13 protein-coding genes are annotated in these 18,357 nt (G+C 31.4%); 6 read left to right on the forward strand and 7 right to left on the reverse strand.

From position 1 onward, the window contains the following. Position 1 precedes the first annotated feature (1 nt). From E0H82_RS01150 to E0H82_RS01160, 3 genes are read left to right on the forward strand one after another with little or no spacing between them, the layout of a single operon-like run. Positions 2-1,885: a Mu transposase C-terminal domain-containing protein gene (locus tag E0H82_RS01150; protein ID WP_131262614.1), complete on the forward strand. Its 1,884-nt coding sequence runs from the start codon at positions 2-4 to the stop codon at positions 1,883-1,885. Then, a complete protein-coding gene (locus E0H82_RS01155; protein ID WP_086212679.1) occupies positions 1,872-2,822 on the forward strand; it encodes a TniB family NTP-binding protein in 951 nt (316 codons plus the stop codon). The genes E0H82_RS01150 and E0H82_RS01155 overlap by 14 nt, the downstream gene beginning before the upstream one ends. After that, positions 2,819-4,786, forward strand: coding sequence for a TniQ family protein (locus E0H82_RS01160; RefSeq protein ID WP_131262615.1), 1,968 nt, complete (start codon positions 2,819-2,821; stop codon positions 4,784-4,786). The genes E0H82_RS01155 and E0H82_RS01160 overlap by 4 nt, the downstream gene beginning before the upstream one ends. 25 nt (positions 4,787-4,811) lie before the next feature. On the opposite strand, the gene E0H82_RS01165 is transcribed toward E0H82_RS01160, so the two are convergent. Genes E0H82_RS01165 through E0H82_RS01185 form a run of 5 tightly spaced genes read right to left on the reverse strand, consistent with a single transcriptional unit; the run spans position 4,812 to position 9,376 of the window. Beyond that, the gene (locus E0H82_RS01165) at positions 4,812-5,759 is read right to left on the reverse strand and encodes a hypothetical protein (protein WP_131262616.1); all 948 of its coding nucleotides are present in this window, start codon (positions 5,757-5,759) and stop codon (positions 4,812-4,814) included. A gap of 23 nt (positions 5,760-5,782) precedes the next feature. Further along, complete coding sequence (hxsA, locus tag E0H82_RS01170; protein ID WP_086212682.1) at positions 5,783-6,430, reverse strand: His-Xaa-Ser repeat protein HxsA; 648 nt, start codon at positions 6,428-6,430, stop codon at positions 5,783-5,785. A gap of 55 nt (positions 6,431-6,485) precedes the next feature. After that, entirely contained in the window at positions 6,486-7,673 is a 1,188-nt protein-coding gene (gene hxsC / locus E0H82_RS01175; protein ID WP_131262617.1) for a His-Xaa-Ser system radical SAM maturase HxsC, read from the reverse strand. Positions 7,674-7,680: 7 nt separating this feature from the next. Continuing rightward, positions 7,681-9,102, reverse strand: coding sequence for a His-Xaa-Ser system radical SAM maturase HxsB (gene hxsB / locus E0H82_RS01180; protein ID WP_131262618.1), 1,422 nt, complete (start codon positions 9,100-9,102; stop codon positions 7,681-7,683). A gap of 1 nt (position 9,103) precedes the next feature. Beyond that, entirely contained in the window at positions 9,104-9,376 is a 273-nt protein-coding gene (locus tag E0H82_RS01185) for a hypothetical protein (RefSeq protein WP_131262619.1), read from the reverse strand. 132 nt (positions 9,377-9,508) lie between these two features. On the opposite strand from E0H82_RS01185, the gene E0H82_RS01190 reads away from it, so the two are divergent. Further along, complete coding sequence (locus tag E0H82_RS01190; protein WP_131262620.1) at positions 9,509-13,252, forward strand: hypothetical protein; 3,744 nt, start codon at positions 9,509-9,511, stop codon at positions 13,250-13,252. A gap of 308 nt (positions 13,253-13,560) precedes the next feature. Further along, on the forward strand, positions 13,561-14,256 hold the full coding sequence (locus tag E0H82_RS01195) for a TIR domain-containing protein (protein WP_131262621.1): 696 nt from the start codon (positions 13,561-13,563) through the stop codon (positions 14,254-14,256). Between the two features lie 27 nt (positions 14,257-14,283). Here E0H82_RS01195 and E0H82_RS01200 read toward each other — a convergent pair whose 3' ends face one another. Then, positions 14,284-15,702: an SIR2 family protein gene (locus tag E0H82_RS01200; RefSeq protein WP_131262622.1), complete on the reverse strand. Its 1,419-nt coding sequence runs from the start codon at positions 15,700-15,702 to the stop codon at positions 14,284-14,286. Continuing rightward, on the reverse strand, positions 15,696-16,280 hold the full coding sequence (locus E0H82_RS01205) for a toll/interleukin-1 receptor domain-containing protein (RefSeq protein WP_131262623.1): 585 nt from the start codon (positions 16,278-16,280) through the stop codon (positions 15,696-15,698). The genes E0H82_RS01200 and E0H82_RS01205 overlap by 7 nt, the downstream gene beginning before the upstream one ends. Before the next feature lie 387 nt (positions 16,281-16,667). Here E0H82_RS01205 and E0H82_RS01210 point away from each other — a divergent pair, with 387 nt between their 5' ends. Continuing rightward, complete coding sequence (locus E0H82_RS01210; protein ID WP_131262624.1) at positions 16,668-18,356, forward strand: VPA1262 family N-terminal domain-containing protein; 1,689 nt, start codon at positions 16,668-16,670, stop codon at positions 18,354-18,356. Position 18,357 lies beyond the last annotated feature (1 nt).

The raw sequence follows: 18,357 nt of genomic DNA on the forward strand, positions 1-18,357 counted from the left end.
TATGGAAAATCCGCTTTTTCTCCCTCAACCAGGGTATCGCTTTTATTTTGCCGAGCATCCAGATTATATTTTTGAAATAGCATCAATTGCATTAAACACAATTCGTTATGCTGCAACAGTGGGAGGCAAAATATGTACCTTGAATCTAAATGAATTTGAGAGTCGCTATAAATCTGGTGAAATCATTTGTAGTTTTGCACCTGAGAAGCTTGTTCTAAATCCTCAATGTAGTCAGGATATCCATCGAAAAGAACGTTATGTTTTATCTGCACTTCAGCAGTTAGAATACCCTACAAGCCTTGACCAACTCTCACCATTAATTCAAGAAATTGCGACTTTGATAGATGATAAGTCCCCTCCTTCACCTAGAACAGTGGCAAGATGGATTTTTAAATATAAAAATTATTCTTACAATAAACTCTTCTTAAAAAATGAGCGCAAGGGAAATCATTCATTACGTTTTTCAGCTGAAATTTATCAAATTCTCAATCAGACCATTGAAGAGGTTTATCTAAAACCAGAATTTCGAACGAGCAATGATGTTCGTGCCTGTATGCTTGGCAAATTAGTAGAACAAGGAATTGCTCTAAATCATTTACCTAGCCTCAGATGCATACAAAGGCATATTAAAAAGCTTGATCCATACCTGATTTTAAAATCTAAAAAAGGAAGTCGTGTAGCCAAAAAATCATTTCAAGCGTCAGGTAGAAGTATTATCAGCCCTTTTGCTTTATATATGGTCGAAATTGACACCCACTATCTCGATGTCATCGTGATCGATCCGAAAACAAACGTCGCTCTTGGTCGTCCTTTTTTAGCATGTGCAATTGATGTCCACACTCGCGCAATCGTAGGCAGGTATATCAGCATGTATCCGCCAAGTACAACAACGACTCTAGCCGTCATAAAAGATATGATTACTCGACCAAATCAAGACTTACCAGGAGGTATTCCTAGCATTATTATTCCAGATAACGGAGTCGAATTTAAGAATAATTCGCTTGCGAGAGTCTGTGATCAGTTAAAAATTACTTTAACACCTTCTCAAATTGGTACACCAAATAATAAACCACATATTGAAAGGTTTTTTAGCACCCTTACGCACGGTATTATTCAAAAATTATCAGGAACAACCTTTTCAAATCCATCCGATAGAGGAAGCTACAACTCTACAAAAAATGTTCAATTTACAATAGAACAGCTAAGAAAATATATCGATATGTGGATCAGCGATGTCTATCACCGCTCAATTCATAGCGTGACTGGTCGCTCACCATTTGTCATGTGGCAAGATGCTATTAGAGATATCAAGCCCAGTCATATTTCTGAAGTTGATGCAAAAATTTTATGTCGAAAACCCATCGAACGTACAATTCATCATGGGCAAGTTCAAGTTGATGGATTAAGTTATTTTTCTCACGCCTTAACTACTTTACAAGCAAAAGGCTCTAAAAAAGTCACAGTGCTCGTTGATGATCTTGACTTAAATGTAGTTTATATCATTGATCCCAATGATATGCATGTTGTCATACAAGCAGACTCTACCAACCCTGACTACACTTCTGGATTATCAAGGACAATTCATATAGAGATTCAAAAAAGAAAAAAACAACTATCTAAACACGATCAACAAAAATTAGGAAAGTTTTCAGATTTATTCGGCCTCTACAAACTCTTACATGAAATTCAATCAGATCTAATTAGAAAAAAGCCAAAGCTAAAGCCGATCAAACTTGAGCTTCCTCTCATCCTTCAAAATATGGAAAAAAATTTATCACCTATTGTAGAGATTCAAGAGGAACCAAATATTGAAGCACCTTGTGATAACAAAAAAAATAGTTTGAGTTTTGGATCAATTGAGGTGATGAAAAATGGAAAAATTTGATAACGTTTTTGAACAAATTAGCTCGATTAATAACATCGTAGTCACTTCAGATGAGTTTATGACAGCATTTCAAGGAATACAAAATTGTGTGAAAAGGAGCATAGCTTATAAAGAGCCAATAGGAAGCATGCTTCTTGCGAAAGGTGGTTTAGGGAAAACGACTTTGTGTAAAACTATTGTCAGCCAAATGCCTAAATCTATCAGAATTGAAGAGGATCATAAAAAAACAATCATTCCAGCATTTTATGTTGAGGTTCCTTCTCCAGCCACTGTTAAATCACTAGCAATCACTATGCTACATGAATTAGGTGATCCAACTTATAACACTGGTACAACATCCTACTTGACTGACAGATTGAGCTATTTACTCGGTATGTGTGAAACTAAACTCGTATTCCTAGACGAATTTCATCATTTATTTGAGCGTAAACAATCGTATACACGAATGAACGTAACTATAGGAAATTGGCTGAAAACACTTGTTAATCAAACAGGAATTAGCTTTTGCTTAGTCGGTCTTCCAGAATTTGCAGAATTATTACAAGTCGATAGCCAAATTGCCCGAAGATTTCCATTTATCTATACCTTAAATCCACTTTACATTGAGTCTACCCAAGGTCATGGCACAATCTATGCTTTTCTAAGTGAAATTGCTCGTAAAATAGCGCAGCAAAATATTTCATTTTCACCACCTCTCGACACTCCACTCATGGGTATGCAAATTTACACTGCGACTAGAGGTTATCACTCGTATATCATTAGTTTGATTAGAGAAAGTATTGTTAATGCATTGAATGAAGGAAGGATAATCGTCAACAATAATGATTTTAGTAAGGCTTGGGAATTAGGAATAACTGATCATATTTCTAAACCCAACTCTAACCCTTTTAAAATGTCTCTGTCACAATTAACCATGCAAGTAAGAGGTCAAATATGAATAAAAACATACGACTTCTTATTGAAGCAACGCCTTATCCAGACGAATCAGCTACGAGTTACTTACTGAGAACTGCTGAATTAAATGGTCACACATCAGTCTATCAATTATTTGGGAAAGAAAAATTTAGTTTTTTGACTAAATTGGCTCCTAATTACACCTTTATGGATCAACATCGTTTTAAACATGTATTACAGACTTTAAGTCTTAAACCTGATTATATTGCTCTTGCTTTTGATCGAGATAAATTAACTAGCAGAGCACCTAGAATCTATAGAAATGTGATTATTGATCTTAGTTTATTTAAATCAAAAAGCTATTCATATTGCCCACAATGCTTAAAGGAACAATCATATTTCAGAAAACTATGGCTTTTAAGGCCTGTTTACTCTTGTCCTATTCATTCTATTTTACTTTTAGACAATTGTTACAGATGCGGACATGCGATTAATTTACAGTCAGGATCTATTATAAACTGTTCAAACTGTTCTGCTGATTTAAGAGAGGCTAAACAAATACACTATTCGGAAAACTTTTTGATTCATTGGTTTATCTATATTTTGAATCAAAACTCGAATGAGTTATTTCATGAATTTACATCTTTTTGGTTTGCGTTAGAAAAATTTGCAGCATTGGATGAGCCGCGCTCAGATGAAGATTACTTAAAAATATTATACGAATATTTCGAAAATACTCACCATTCCATACTCACCATGAGTAATTGGATTAACAGTAGAATTAATTTAGCCCATCCAAGAATTCAACTATTATCATTTTACAAAGAAAATAAGACTGTTAGGTTTAAAGAGAATTATCTCTCAAATATTGAGAAAAATTGTATTCCTTATTTACCTAATACTAAAAGTAAAAATTTTCAATTAACACCTGAAGAATCAAGGCTTATACTTGGAATTGGACGCCTTAAGCTAACCAATTTGCTAGCTTCTAATTTATTAAAGCGTGTGGAAAATAATCATAGTAAACAGCTTCTATCTAGCATTGATATTGAAATGTTTTTAATCGGAGAAAAGAGTTTAGAAATAGAAAAGCTCCCCGTTTCTATTTCTAACAGGCAAAATGGATTATTAACAGTAGAGATAAGATTAGCCGCTGAAATACTAAATACAAATTTGGATACGATAAGAAAATTAGCTAAATCGCATTGGCTCGATGATGCAAAAAAAAGGAATACCACCCCACTACAAATCCCAATCCATAAACTAGAAAATTTTCAAAAAAAATATGTAATTGCCTCTACTCTTGCAAAAAAATTAAATGTCAATCCTGGAAATTTTGTTGAGAAAATGACAAGTATCGGTATTAAACCTATTAGCGGTCCTCATATAGATAAACTTCCTGTAAATATTTTCTCTAAAGATGCCATTCAACTTATTACTAAAGAACACATAGATCAGATTAAAGAATACCAGACAAAAACAGGGAGAAAAAAAACAAACTTTAAGAGAAAAACTAATTATGATTTTTACTCATTGAATGAAGCAGCATCAATATTAAAAATTAGCCCTAGTCAAGTTGCGACTTTGATCCATTTAAAAATTTTGGATCGCGATAACGAGTTTTTAACCCCCATTAAAATCAAACGTATCTCACTAGATGCACTAAAAAATATGCTTGAAAGTGAGGAGTATGTTTCGCTTCAAAATGCATCAGAAAAACTCAGTTGTAGAATGAACTGGTTCAATCAATATTGGTGTAAAACAGGCTTTTTAGAAATTAAAGATTTAGTTTATTGGAAACTTGTTAAAAAGAGTCAACTATATGAAATCATTAAATTGAAAGAAGAATATCTAACTGGAGCTGAAGCTAGTTCACTCCTTGGAATGCGTCATTCTCACATCACGAATTTACAAACGCAAAGTCTTATAATTCCTTACTATTTTGGCAAAACTGATAAAAAAATTAGGCTTTTTAAGCGTTCTGATGTATTAGGTTTAATGGCTTAAATTATAGAATCTATAAAATTGATTATCACTTTTGATTATGCGTTCTTCGTATAATTAAAAGTGAATCATTTGGAATTTCTACTTTCACCTTAATAGGAACCATATTCCCATTTTGATCTTTAGCTTTAGATATATATTGGACTAAAGCATTTTTCCCAACACCTCTTAACAAGACTTCAGCATCTTTAATTTCTATGTATTCACCTTTCTTCTCTCCAACTCTGGCTTCAGGAAAAAAATCTTTGAATACTAATTTGATATAAATAAGGCTATTTTTATCATCTTCTCGTACAGAACCTAGTGTATTAGTAATCAAAAAATTGGTCTCTTTTCCTGCGTAAAAAAGATATACAGCACTAGGTACAATTAATATATAAAGCAATATTATTAAAAGATTTTTATTTTTATCATCTTTCTCACTTTCAGTTAATTCTTCATTATTTAATTTTTCTATTTTTAAATGCTTTATGAATTTATCTATACAAACTTTTAGCAATAAACTTAAAAAAATCATTATCATTAAATTCAATGATTTCCCACCATAAAAGACAAAAACAAAGACCAAGCCAAAGAGAGAAAGTAAAAACTTGATAAAAAATTTTCCAATTTTATCAATACTTTTTTTGAAATCTAATTTAATAAAAAACAGATTCAATAATTTTTTAGCTAACTTTTCTCTAAAAGAAAACAAGGTGATACATATATTTTGCAATACACTTAATATACCAACTAAAGCATTTCCGAGAGCATAGTGTGACCCTAAAAACAACAAATACACAAAACAAAATTTAACTGTGATAAGAAAGAATAAAAGACCATCCCCCAACGACAAATCTGTTGGAAAATAATCAATATAAATAAAATAGCAAAGTATAAGGCATATACCAAAACCAATGATAAACTTAGTAATTAGCCCACTAAATCCTATTAGCCATTCTATCTTCAAGAATAGAAATTTAAGAAATTCTGACATTTTTTATTTTTGAATCTAAATTCTTAGTAAGAGTCTTCAACAAAATTGACCGCTGGAATTCCTAGACTATTTAATAATTCTGTAGTCATTCGACCATTAACTGTTAATGCTTTATCAACTTGATAATTTGCAATAGCTTTTCTTGTGTTTTTACCCAAATCACCATCAATTTTTCCAGAATAATATCCCAGTCGTAGTAAAGACATTTGTACACGCTTCACCTGTAACACACGAGCTAATACAGGATCTTCACTTGATCCAACATCAATCAAATCAGTAGAGTTACCATAAAATGGGTTAGCTGTTGTATCCGTCCTTGTAGGAACATTACTATATGTTTTTACAGTTATATTTGAACTTCTTTTGGCTGCTGATGAAGTTCCACTATAGGAACTACCTGTGCTTGGTGTCGTATATGTTGGCACAGAATACGTTGGAGCTCTTGAACTCGAATAACCTGAACCAGAGTAATGACTCGAATGGCTTCGATGACTTGAATGGCTTCGATGTGCTGCAAACATATTTTCGTACTCATAGTTGAGAGGACGAATTGATACAGGCTCTAAGTTATCATAAGAATCAACAGTCACATTCGTCATTGCTTCTGTCTTGTTATGAACGATTGGAGCAGATACTGCAAAAAGAGCTAATGATTTTATAAATTTACTCAAGTTTCCACCGCCCCAAAAAATAATAAGATACTAATTAATAAATATATTATGCAATTTATGTGCTCATAATATCAACAAGTTTAATTGGCGCTAACGTAGATGGCATCCACCCAGATTTATACCAACTAAATAGTCCACAACAATCAGCTTTAATTTCACAACTATTACATACATCATCATATGTATTTTTCCAATCAGAGATACTTTTTGCTGCATATTGCCATAAGCTTTGAGGTAAACAGCATAGTGGAATATTCATCAAAATTAATCGAGTTTTAGTACTTAGCAATAAATCTACCGCTGCATTTAATTGATCCCACCAATCCTTAATATCAACTTGGCTAAGTTCCTTATTGGCAAGTGCAAAACCGATAGGTTCACATCCAATCAGAGCGACCTCTTTTACAAATGGAAGGTTGGTTCGTATATAGGCAAAAAGATCAATTAAGTTCTCTAATACAGGCTTAACCAAAACAATTCTTAATTGTATCGGCTGTACGTAATGCTGGAGGATATATAGACCTTCTAATGTTTCTTCAAAAGCCGAATGTTGCTGCACCACAAAATCATGTAAGAGATCTGCATGACCATATAATGGGACAAGCCAATTCACTTTCGTTTCAAGATTAGATAACACTGATTCCGCTATCTTAGGATTACTAAACAAGCGACCGTTCGTTAATACATCAATCTCAGTTGAAGGAAATTTATTATGAATGGTATCGATGATTAGTCTTAACTGTTCATCAAGTAGTAATGGCTCACCACCCGTTAAGCCAATATTCATTGGTTCATAGCTGAGATGATCAATGATTTCTAGTGCTTGTTGTACTAACCATGAATCATCATGCTTAGTAGGCGGCTGAGAGCACATGATACAATAGTTATTACATCTGTTGGTTAAAAACAAAGTATGGTGAGTATCACTTGCTCTCAAAAGTACGCTTAGGTTCTTTTTATATGGATCAATAGCAACCACGTCATTTGATTCTAGTGCTTGTTGTTCTGGAATAAAGAGATTATTTGCACCAACCCTTTCAAGCAAGTCTGAGCTATAAATTGAATAAAGATTATCTAGCCCAGCCTGAATATATCGATCAAAGATTTCAACTTCCTGGACACTATTAAGTGGCACTAAAATAGATTGATTAGGCAACCACTCCGCATCGAAATTATTAAGACTAAGTACCCTAAAGATTTGTGGTGTATGTTCTGTAACTGACTCTAGTTTTATTTTTCTCATCGTTTATCTACTTACTAAAAGCCCATCGGTTTGCTAACTTCCTGAACTTGTCAGAATTTTGGTACTTGTTAAATATCAAATCGAACAAACCCATGTAACGCCTACAATGACTGGTTAAATGTGTTGGTGGAGTCATCGTTTTGAATTCGTTATAAGCACTGATAGGATCAGGCCCACAATACGGTAGATAAGCACATTGACTACAACTCGGATCATTAAAATTCAAACTCGAAGTAATGATATTTCTTTGTAGATCAGAGCTTAACAATTGAGATAAAGGTTCACCAATTTTACCTAAGCGTAAAGAAGTATCTCCTGTTTCTTTTAGCATACGAGATTCATCACTAGGGTATACGTATCCATCATAGTTATAGACAATACACCCCAGTCCGGCGCCTGATGGACTCTGGAGATCAATATAACCTTGATCAAATGGAGAAAGTATTTTGTTTAATAAGATTCCGGAATGAACTTCTATTAGTTCATATCCTCTATCATTCCAATGAATAACACGTTCCAATGCTTTCTCATAAAAATCTAAGAACTCAGCATGAGTTGGTGCAAGTCGCTTTGAGTTTTTCTTAGCAAATCCATAATCACTCAAACCACGGATAAAAATATCCTTAAATCCTAATTTAACGTATGCATCTACAATCTCATTAGGATAATCCAAGCTTTTACGTGTAGTCGTCATTAATGCAGAAACCGAGTCTTGACCTAATTCTTTACGTGCTAGCTCTAAGCCTGTAATAGTTCTTTCATAAGCATCTCGATTAGCAGTTGGTCTATTTTTATTATGTAAGTCTGCAAGACCATCAATACTTGTTGATAACACCACTTGATGTTCTTTGAAAAATAAGCACATATCAGAAGTTAACTGGTGCAATGTTGTAGTTACTACAAAACGAATAGATCTATTGTGCTCTTTGTTTTTTTCAGTAATGTACTCAATCGCAAGTTTTACTAAATCATATTTGATTAAAGGATCTCCCCCTTGGAACTCAACAGTTAAAGTATCAGATGTACTTTCAAAGATAGTGTCGCAGGCTAAGAGTAAATCTTTTCTGGAAATAGTGAACTCATCTCCTGCTTGTTGGCGACTGACTTGGCAGTAAGAACATGAGTGCATACATTGAATCGTCACAACAATAATATGTAGTGAAGTTCCTTCTAAAATTGTTGATTTCTTTGCATGTAACCTTGAGGCCAGGGCTCGCTTTGAACCAATAGCATTTTGACTCATCAGAAAAAATTTGGATTTCAATTTGAGATAGAGATCCATATCTAATGATTCATCTTTAGCAATGATCTTTTTTAAATTATCTTGAGAAATAAACTCAAAATCGCCCGTAACACTTGTTATGAGATAATTATCATCTGCCATTCGTTTAAAGTTAAATGGCATTAGTTCCACATTTTCAAAAATCATTTTATTTACTTATACTTGCTAAAATAATTGCATCAACAAAGGACTTTTGTTGTGGACTAATTTTTTTGTTTAACTCTTGACGCAATCTAAAATCGCTTAGGAAATTAAGAATTAGATTTTTTTGATAAGAATTTTCAACTTTAAAAAAGAAACGTTGGTAATCTAATTGCTCCACGTCATAAGAAATTGGGCAGAATCTCAATGCCTGTATGATTTCATCCAATGACATATCAAAATGAATATCAAAACCAAACTGAATTAATTTTTGACCCACATTATCCTCAATAAAAATCTAATAGTTTAATATCTATCAGATATAATACATTAAATATCAATAAACTAGTTTATCTAATAAAAAATTAGATAACTATAAAAGTTTAATTACTTAATTTAATTAGAAGTGCTAATGAATAAATTCTCTGATAACTATCCACATTTAGAAGCTCTTTTAAATGGCTACTCCACAAAAAGCTTACAAACAACCTATACATATCAGGATCACATTCATGCTCAAGCGCTTTCGCACTTTTTAGCAAATTCTGAATTATCAACACCTGATTTAAGCAGAAATAATGTTGCAGCTGTGATTAATGGAACCCTTGAATGGCCAAATTCCAATGGAGATCAGCCATTTAAAGGTGTATCAATCTCCTTAGAATTTTTTGAAGAACATGGGCTATTATCATTTTATGCTGATTGGTGTCAGATTCATGCTAATGAGGCTATACAACTAGATAAAATTGATGAAAGCATTGTTCCTTTGGTTCAAACACTTGAACTTCTCAATGATATTAGGTGGGGGCATAATGGTTACACTCAGCCTCAATTGAAATGTAGCAAGGTCAAACTCGAGTTAATTTTTTGGGAAAAATTTAAAAGGACTGATATTACTAATATTCTTACTACATTTACACTTCAAGATGAATATTTCTATTTAACACCAGGAAATCAAAATTTTGATGAACTCGTTATCACATATCTTTGGAGTGAATTAAGAAATCTAGTAAAACCTGAAATGGCACTCAAAAAGTGGCTTCTTTTCATTAGTTCAAATGGAGATCGAGCATGCATACCCAATAAAGATATTTTAGGTGATGATCTCTATTCTGAATTTTGTGATGAAATGGTTAAGTATATTAAAGATGATCTTGCTTTAGCCCATCCGATAAAAGTTCTCCAGAAACAATCAATAAATAAAGATTATTTTTACTCGATTATATCTCCAGTACGAAATACAACGCATATAAAAATAGATGGTAATTCTGAAAATAGTACACAAACAATAGAAAATCAGAAGTTACCAAATCCTACGATTGACCAATTTGGCCATCACTATAATCTTCAAGACATCAATATTACTGAAAATTTTCAATTTGTACGTGATATGAATGTTACTCGTCACTGGAGAGAACCTGAATATCTTTATACAAGCTTAATTTGGGGAATTATAGAAGATAATATAACGATCAGTGGTCGAAGTTTACATTCTTATCAAATTATTGATGATTTATTTTTAATTGCGAAGACCCGCCCTATTCTGAAAGCAATTCTACTTGTCTCAATACCCAGATATAGTCCCACTATTTATTTAATTTGGTTAATATCTCACTCTGAATTTTGTGACATAGGTTTCTATTATTTAATCCAAAATTATTATTTTAAAAACAATTTCAATCAGAGTGCTGACTCTTATAATAATTATTTTAGTAGTGGCTATCAAAAATTAATTTGTAATGAATATTTTTCAAGTCTTCCAAATGAATGTACTGAAAACCATCTCTTAATAATAATTGGTTTTCTTGGAGAAAGATGTCATTTAAACAATAAAAACTATACTGACCAAGATGAATATAAAACTCTAAAAATATTTTTATCTCAATTAAATAACAAAAAAATTTTAGAACTTAGTACACTATTTGAAAACTTTATATCTTTAAAAGAGGATGGGGATAGCTTAATCTTCAAAAATTATTGGTATCTTTTAGGTTTTTGGCTAATAGAGAATCAACCTACTGAAAATTATAAAAAAATATCGGATAAACTTTTAAATTACTACAAGTTAAATTTTGAATATGCTTTAAAAAATCCTTATCAAAGTATTCATCCATCTAAATTTTTATCCGATTTAAATTGGGGGAAACTTGTTTCCAATGATAATTTACAGTTTATCTTAGATATTTCAAAAGGATACAAAAATTGGATAGATTTACTAAAATATTCAAATAAAAATGAATATTTTGATATTGCTAGAAATATTAGACAATACATACAAGTACTAATAAAAATTAACCAAAACCTAGAGTCTGATATGGCTCAAAAAATAATTATAAAAATTATCAATTTAATGGGTTTTACAAATGATGAGGATTTCCTCCCTATAATGGATAAAAAATACCATTCTGGAGAATATGCATTTGATATTTGGACTCAATTTTGCATTTATCTTAACATTGTTGACGATAACAAACTTGATGACTTCTTTGAAGACACATTAAAAATAATTCCTTTAGATCAATTATATATACTAATTGAGAACAATATCATAATCTCAAGAAATCGCTTATATCAGGAAGAAATAGCGAACCGATTAACCACTAATGAGAACCTTTCATTAGATAAATTAGAAGAGGCTTTTGTATCAGCATGGCGACCATCTGATAAAGATATTAGAGAAAAAATTTTAAACGAAGTTAATTCAATTTTGTCTCAGCCACGGTTTAATAATCCGAAGCATAAATTCGCAATCGAAATTAAGACAAAATGGTCAAGCTATAATTATAAGTGGGAATTATTGAATTTACTGGAAAAATCAAACAGTGATCCAGAAGAATTTCAGAAGCATGTTTATCTAATTGAAATTCCTTCTATAGAAAATAATCATAGATCCGAAATAAATAGAGCTCATAAGAAAGAATGTGAGCAATTTAGAAGATATCTGATTGCCGCCAGCTATGTTGATAGTAATCCACAACAATCTAAAGATATCATTGAAGCTCTATACAAAGAAACTCAGAGTTCTCATCATTTACTTCTGCTATTAGATAGCAATATATCTTTATCTAAAAAAACAGGAAAATCTGAAAATCTAGATCATATTTTAAAAGTTTGCTTAACAGAGCAAAGTAACACCCATCCTGCTGAGTTGAGTATTAATTGGGTTATTAAAATTTTAGAGTCTTATACACTTTTAAATAATGATACCGATATTGATATTTTTTGGTCAAAACTCAGTCCAAATCATCAATATATTCAAGAAATTCTATACTTATACTGTAAATCTTTAATTAAAAGAGATAGAGCATTAATCGCTCAAGAAATAATTAATAAATACAGTTTACTAAACAACTTAAAAATTCATGAGCTCAATCTTGACGAATTAACAATGGAGCTGTTCCATGCACAAACAACGGAAGCAAAATCACAACTCATGATTGCTCTTATGGAATCAAAAGAAAGAACACCAGCTCAACTTTCGAACCATTATAGCCAAATAATTTCATCTAATTTCAATACCTACGTTTCTATCATTTCCAGTCACACAGAACCTCATGAATTTTTGAAAAATATTATCCAAGATATTAGCCTTGAGCTATTACTTAGAAAGAAGAATTTAAACATTCATAGTATTTCTTCATCACAAAAAACTAACTATAGGATTACAAAAGAAGATTTAATAAATGATTGGTTTACTTCTTTATTTGATAAACGTATGTCTGAAGCTCATATTGGTTTTCGAGATCAGAAACGTGGAGGTGAATCTTCTTCCGCCAAAAGTCCAGGGGAAATTGATGGATATATAACAGGTTCTGACAATACTAGAATTAGCCTTTTTGAGGCCTTTCGCTTGTTTTCAGTTGATACAACAGTGATAGAAGAGCATTTAGATAAAATTGCAGGATACGACAACGAAGCTTTAAGCCCGATATTTATTATGGCTTATTGTGATGTACCTAGCTTTGAATCGCTCTCTGATGGATACAAGGCATTAATAAATAGGAAAGAATATGTTTCTTTTTCTAAACCACAAATTCATGAAATTAATGTTCTCGAAGATAACGACCAGTTATGGATTGCTAAAGAAAAAAGATTTAGAAAAAGTAAAGAAATTATATTTTATCATTTCCTGCTTAATCTGAGATTTACTTCGTAGAGAGTTTCATCATTTCAAAAAATGACATAGGTTGTGTCGTTTTATCAAAAAAATGACATAGGTTGCGTCGCTGACCTTTGTCATCATGTGTCGCAAGGCTTTCTAAGTTATTGAAGTTCATAATCTAGAAATGACAAACAATGTGTCGCATGACGGCCAAAGCGCTGAATGACAGTTGATGTGAGATTTTTGACACATATTTCGAGATTGTTACATCAACCACAATTATAAGCTCGATGAAATAGAGCCTAAATATTAGGCTCTTTTTTTCAAAATATACTTTTTAAAATTAGAATATTGGAAAATTCATGAGTAGAAAAATTTTTGTTTCATATAAATATGCAGATACTAATGTCTTATCCCTTACGGATAACATCTGGGAAACAACCAAATCACGAGATTATGTAACCAAATTACAAGAGATTCTTAATGAGAATGATGAAATTTATAAAGGTGAAAATGACGGTGAAGATCTAAGTGACTTTGCTGATAGCACAATCGAAACCAAATTAAAAAAGAAAATTTTCGATAGCAGCCTTACTGTTGTATTCATATCACCCAATATGAAGAATATTTACGAAAGTGAACAAGAGCAATGGATCCCCTGGGAGGTTGCATATTCCTTGAGAAATAAAAAAATTGGAGATCGAGTAAGTCGGCCTAATGGGATGTTAATGGTAGTACTACCAAATCAAAATGGGAAATATGATTACTATATTGAAGATAATACATGTAATTATTGTAAATGCAGAACTTTAAAAACCAATTTCTTGTTTCCAATATTGAAGAAAAATACTTTCAACCACAAAAAAAAGGTTGAATCGGACTGTGATCAACATAGTAGTTCCCCTGTATATACTGGAGATCACTCATATATTGAATCAGTAAAATGGAAGGATTTTATTAAAAATCCTTCCATCTATCTAGATAATGCCACTAGAAAACGTGAAATTATTGAAGATTTTGATATCAGTAAAATGTTATCCGACGATTTAGTATTTTAAATACTACTTTTTAAGTGATTTTAAATACTACTTTTTAAGTGATTTTAAAATATCTAAGATATTTTTCTTTAAAACTTCTAGATCAGCTATTTCATTAGTAATACTCTCTAATGAAATAGTTGGCTGAAGCTTATCTTCTATAACTTTTTCTGCTAACTTTTTCGACATACTACCTGTCGCACCTATAGGAAGTAGCACACAATTATTTGCTTTAGAAATTTCAAACTCATCAATCATTCCATTAGAATCAATAACTCCACCTGTTTTCTGATCAAGTTTATTTCCGAAAATAAATAATGATATTCCAGCAAAAGAGATCATATCATTTCGATAAGCACTCCATAGCTCTAATAAATTTTTTTCACCTGAGGTAGTCTGAGGGAATGGTCTTAGTATTAATTCATCTTCAGTAATTCGCTTTCCGCTTAAAAGCAACTCTTCAATAGCACCAGCTATCACTGAACTTCCAATTCCCAACCCAAAACCAGTAACAATTCTAAAATCTAATTTTATAATTTCTTTAGATAGTTCAAAAATAAACTTCTCAACCTCTTCTTTAGAATAAGGTGAAAAGTCATGGGCTGCACCAGAAATAAAAATTGTTCTTTTCTTAAATGCTGATTCTACTTCTTTTAAAATTTCAGTAATTTCTGAATAATCCTTAACCAATAAGGTTTCAACTCCAACACGTTGTAAATCCTCAATAAAATACTTTTGCTTTTTTTCCCTATATTCAAAGTCAGCAAGATCTTCTCCTGAAAATTTCTGTACTCTTCTTAAAATACAATAATGCGTTTGATGATTCTCAGTATAAGAAGCGCGAATTCTTCCTAAGATATAATCGATATTAGGATCCGCAAAACTAAATCCTAAAAATAAAAATTTCTTAGTGAGCAGATCACCTCTTAGAGCTATATAAAACTCATTACGTTTTAAAGCATAACGCTCATAGTCATCTTTGATAATAACTGCATCTTTTGGATGTTGATAATCCCCATGCATCTTATACACAACAGCATCTCGTCTTTTAGGCGATGTTAATAACTGCTCAGGATCATGTTTAACATCAACCACTTTTTTTGCATTATCTAGCGCCTTTTCGATTAAATTATCATAGTTGGTAGTCCAAAATGTATTAATTGGAAGTCTTGCTAAAATCCTATGATTTTCTGTTACTTCAATATTCTTCGAAAACTCTTCAATGATTAATTGATTAATTTTTGTCCTATTTCGCTTCGAGTTAACATGATACTGAGCCAAAGCAACTAAATCTGATTCTTCTTTATCAATATCAAGATCAAGTTCTTCAGCAACTTCTCTAAGCAAATTCTTCCAATCTACAAATCCTGCTGGTTTAGATAAACCTGCACCCGCAAAAATTGCTAAATTATCTGCTTGTAATTCCTTGACTAAATTTTTAATTAAAGCTGCTTTAGTTATTACCATTGATTAGGACTCTGCTTAATGAAATCACTTAAAAATACAATTTTATTATTGGAGTAAATATAGCCTTTATTTAAACCATGATATTTTCTATCTAAATTTTCAAAGTTTTGAACCAATGGATATAAACCAAGATACTCTTGACAACTAAAACTTTGATTTTCATAAATTAAAATAGGTAGAATGGCTACTTTTCCGAAGCTATAACCATCAAAGTATCCCAATTCCCAAGGCATCCATTTTGATTGAGATGAATTATCTGTTGCTATATAAATTAAAGATGATGATTGCCGCATTCTAGTACGTAAAATCTCAGCTGTTTTACTTGTAACTTTAGATCTGTCTAATTGTTTATCATCAATCCAGTCAACATACACTTTCATTCCATTTTCTTCTAACCAGTTTTTGACACCTAAGACAATTTGAGCATCTTTGACAGAATGTGAAAGAAAAACATCATAATTGCTTAATGAGTTTTTTTTCTTTACCGATTCATTTAAAAGATCATTATAAGACTCAAAAGAATATTTTCTCGTTTTGTCCGAATAGTTTGATATAAAATCCTTTGTAAAAAAAGCCACAGCCCCCCTATAAACTACTAATTATAAAATGATAAATATGGGTTAATATAAAAAATTCAAACGTGTTTTTAACAAATAGTCTATTCTACTTTTTAAATAAACATCCAAAAGCTAAATATTTCAAAACTATCCAAATTTAAGTTATAAGACTTCTATGAAGTCTGCCTAATTTAGCATACCAATAAATTTAAGGATCAAACCAAATCACAAAATTTCCACGACTAATCAAAACATGGTTGTACGAAGGAAAATGGATTGTTTGATAAGTTTTAGGTATCGGCCTAGTCATCTGAGAATTATATTGCTAAGTGATAACTTACGAATAAATTTATGCAACAAAGCCACTTTAGATTAAAATTCATCAATTAACACAATATTCCACTACCAATGAAATCAACTTTAACTATAGAACATCAACTTACTGAAGAAGATAAATTCAATCTTTATTACAAAGATATGGAATATCTTCTACAACCAAATTTACTAGGTTTTTTTAATTGTATAGAAATTATTGAGATAGGCCTATTAATAGATAAATCCATTGTAAATGTATTAACACTCGCGGTAGCATCTGATAAGAAAAATGTTCAATTTGATACAGACCAATACCTTACAGAAGGCCTAGTCAAAATTAACTATAAAAATTATAAATTAGGCATTAAACGATACTATAAAAGCATTGACTCATTTATCTTAAACATCAGAAATCTAACAGATAAAAACGTATGGACAATGTCGAATGATAAAAAATATCATTGCTCAGTACCCAAATTAAAATTAGAAGACAAAAAATTTGTGGCTCCTGATAGCTTTGACAAAGTACCTATCAACAGTCTACTCAAAAATAATTTTTTCAATGGATCTTATATTTATGAATGGGTCAATACTACAAAAAATGAATTAAAATTTTTGTTAGAAAATCCTTCAATTCTTCAGGAACTATCAAGTAAAATTCAACAAAATAATCTTCCTATACAAATATCTGAACTTTCAGATAAGATTGGAAACTATATTTTCCAAATTCCGATTGATATTTTAAGTATTAATTTTTATAAAGAAAAAAGTACTAGAGAATTACATTGCGAAATAGCATGGCATCCTAAAACTACTCCACGCCCTTTAGCAATTATTTGTGAAAACCTCCAAGAAGATGAATTATTAGAGCAAAAAAATGTAGTTCTCACATCTCCCGATTTAAATGATTTTATAATTCCCTTTCACTCTGATCTGCCGTTCATCTCAAATATTATTGATTATAATGAAAATCTAATTCTATGTAGCACAAAACCAACCAGCTTCATTAATACAATACATATTAAAACTCATATAGTAGGAGATTATAGTTCTACTCACATAAGAAAATTTATTAATTCAGATGGTACTGAAATAAGGCTGCCTTTGCGATCACCTGAATATGAAGCACCAATTTTTGACTGGACAAAGCAAAGAATCTATAAAAATGACATTGAAAAATCTAAAACCAACAGAGAATTTATTCAGTATAGAACCGCACCTACAATAAGTAAAAATGAAGCTCATAAAGAAGCTCTTAAAGACATTCATTGGTTAATAGAGAAGTATGGACATATGGCAGTTTGGTTGTGGGATCCATATCTATCCCATGAAGATTTAAAAGCAACTCTATTCCGAAATTCTTATTTGAATAGCCAAATGAGAGCAATTACAGCATCATATAGCCCATCGAATTCAATATGTACACAATGCAATGAGTTATTATGTTCTGAATGTAAAAATCAATTTTCTAGAGAATCATATGAGGATTTAAGTGAAATTAAAGCAAATTTCAACCAATATGATACAGCATTCAAATCATCCATAAATTTAGAGTTTCGTACTACAAGAAATGTAAATAATGGTAAATTCCATGACCGATTTATAATTTTTCCTCATACACAACAAGGTACTTTAGCTTGGTCTTTAGGGACATCCGTGAATGGTTTTGGTAAAAGCCATCATATCTTACAAAAAGTAACCGATGGACAAATGATTGCTGATGCTTTTGATGAGTTCTGGCAATCACTTCAAAATGATGAATATTTAATATGGCGTAGTTGAT

The organism is Acinetobacter sp. ANC 4910 (assembly GCF_004331035.1).
Lineage (GTDB): Bacteria > Pseudomonadota > Gammaproteobacteria > Pseudomonadales > Moraxellaceae > Acinetobacter.

Excerpts from the sequence above, each read along its gene's own strand:
- E0H82_RS01150 (WP_131262614.1), top strand. The coding sequence starts at position 2 with ATGGAAAATCCGCTTTTTCTCCCTCAACCAGGGTATCGCTTTTATTTT.
- E0H82_RS01155 (WP_086212679.1), top strand. The coding sequence starts at position 1,872 with ATGGAAAAATTTGATAACGTTTTTGAACAAATTAGCTCGATTAATAAC.
- E0H82_RS01160 (WP_131262615.1), top strand. The coding sequence starts at position 2,819 with ATGAATAAAAACATACGACTTCTTATTGAAGCAACGCCTTATCCAGAC.
- E0H82_RS01165 (WP_131262616.1), bottom strand. The coding sequence starts at position 5,759 with ATGTCAGAATTTCTTAAATTTCTATTCTTGAAGATAGAATGGCTAATA.
- hxsC (WP_131262617.1), bottom strand. The coding sequence starts at position 7,673 with ATGAGAAAAATAAAACTAGAGTCAGTTACAGAACATACACCACAAATC.
- hxsB (WP_131262618.1), bottom strand. The coding sequence starts at position 9,102 with ATGATTTTTGAAAATGTGGAACTAATGCCATTTAACTTTAAACGAATG.
- E0H82_RS01190 (WP_131262620.1), top strand. The coding sequence starts at position 9,509 with ATGAATAAATTCTCTGATAACTATCCACATTTAGAAGCTCTTTTAAAT.
- E0H82_RS01195 (WP_131262621.1), top strand. The coding sequence starts at position 13,561 with ATGAGTAGAAAAATTTTTGTTTCATATAAATATGCAGATACTAATGTC.
- E0H82_RS01200 (WP_131262622.1), bottom strand. The coding sequence starts at position 15,702 with ATGGTAATAACTAAAGCAGCTTTAATTAAAAATTTAGTCAAGGAATTA.
- E0H82_RS01210 (WP_131262624.1), top strand. The coding sequence starts at position 16,668 with ATGAAATCAACTTTAACTATAGAACATCAACTTACTGAAGAAGATAAA.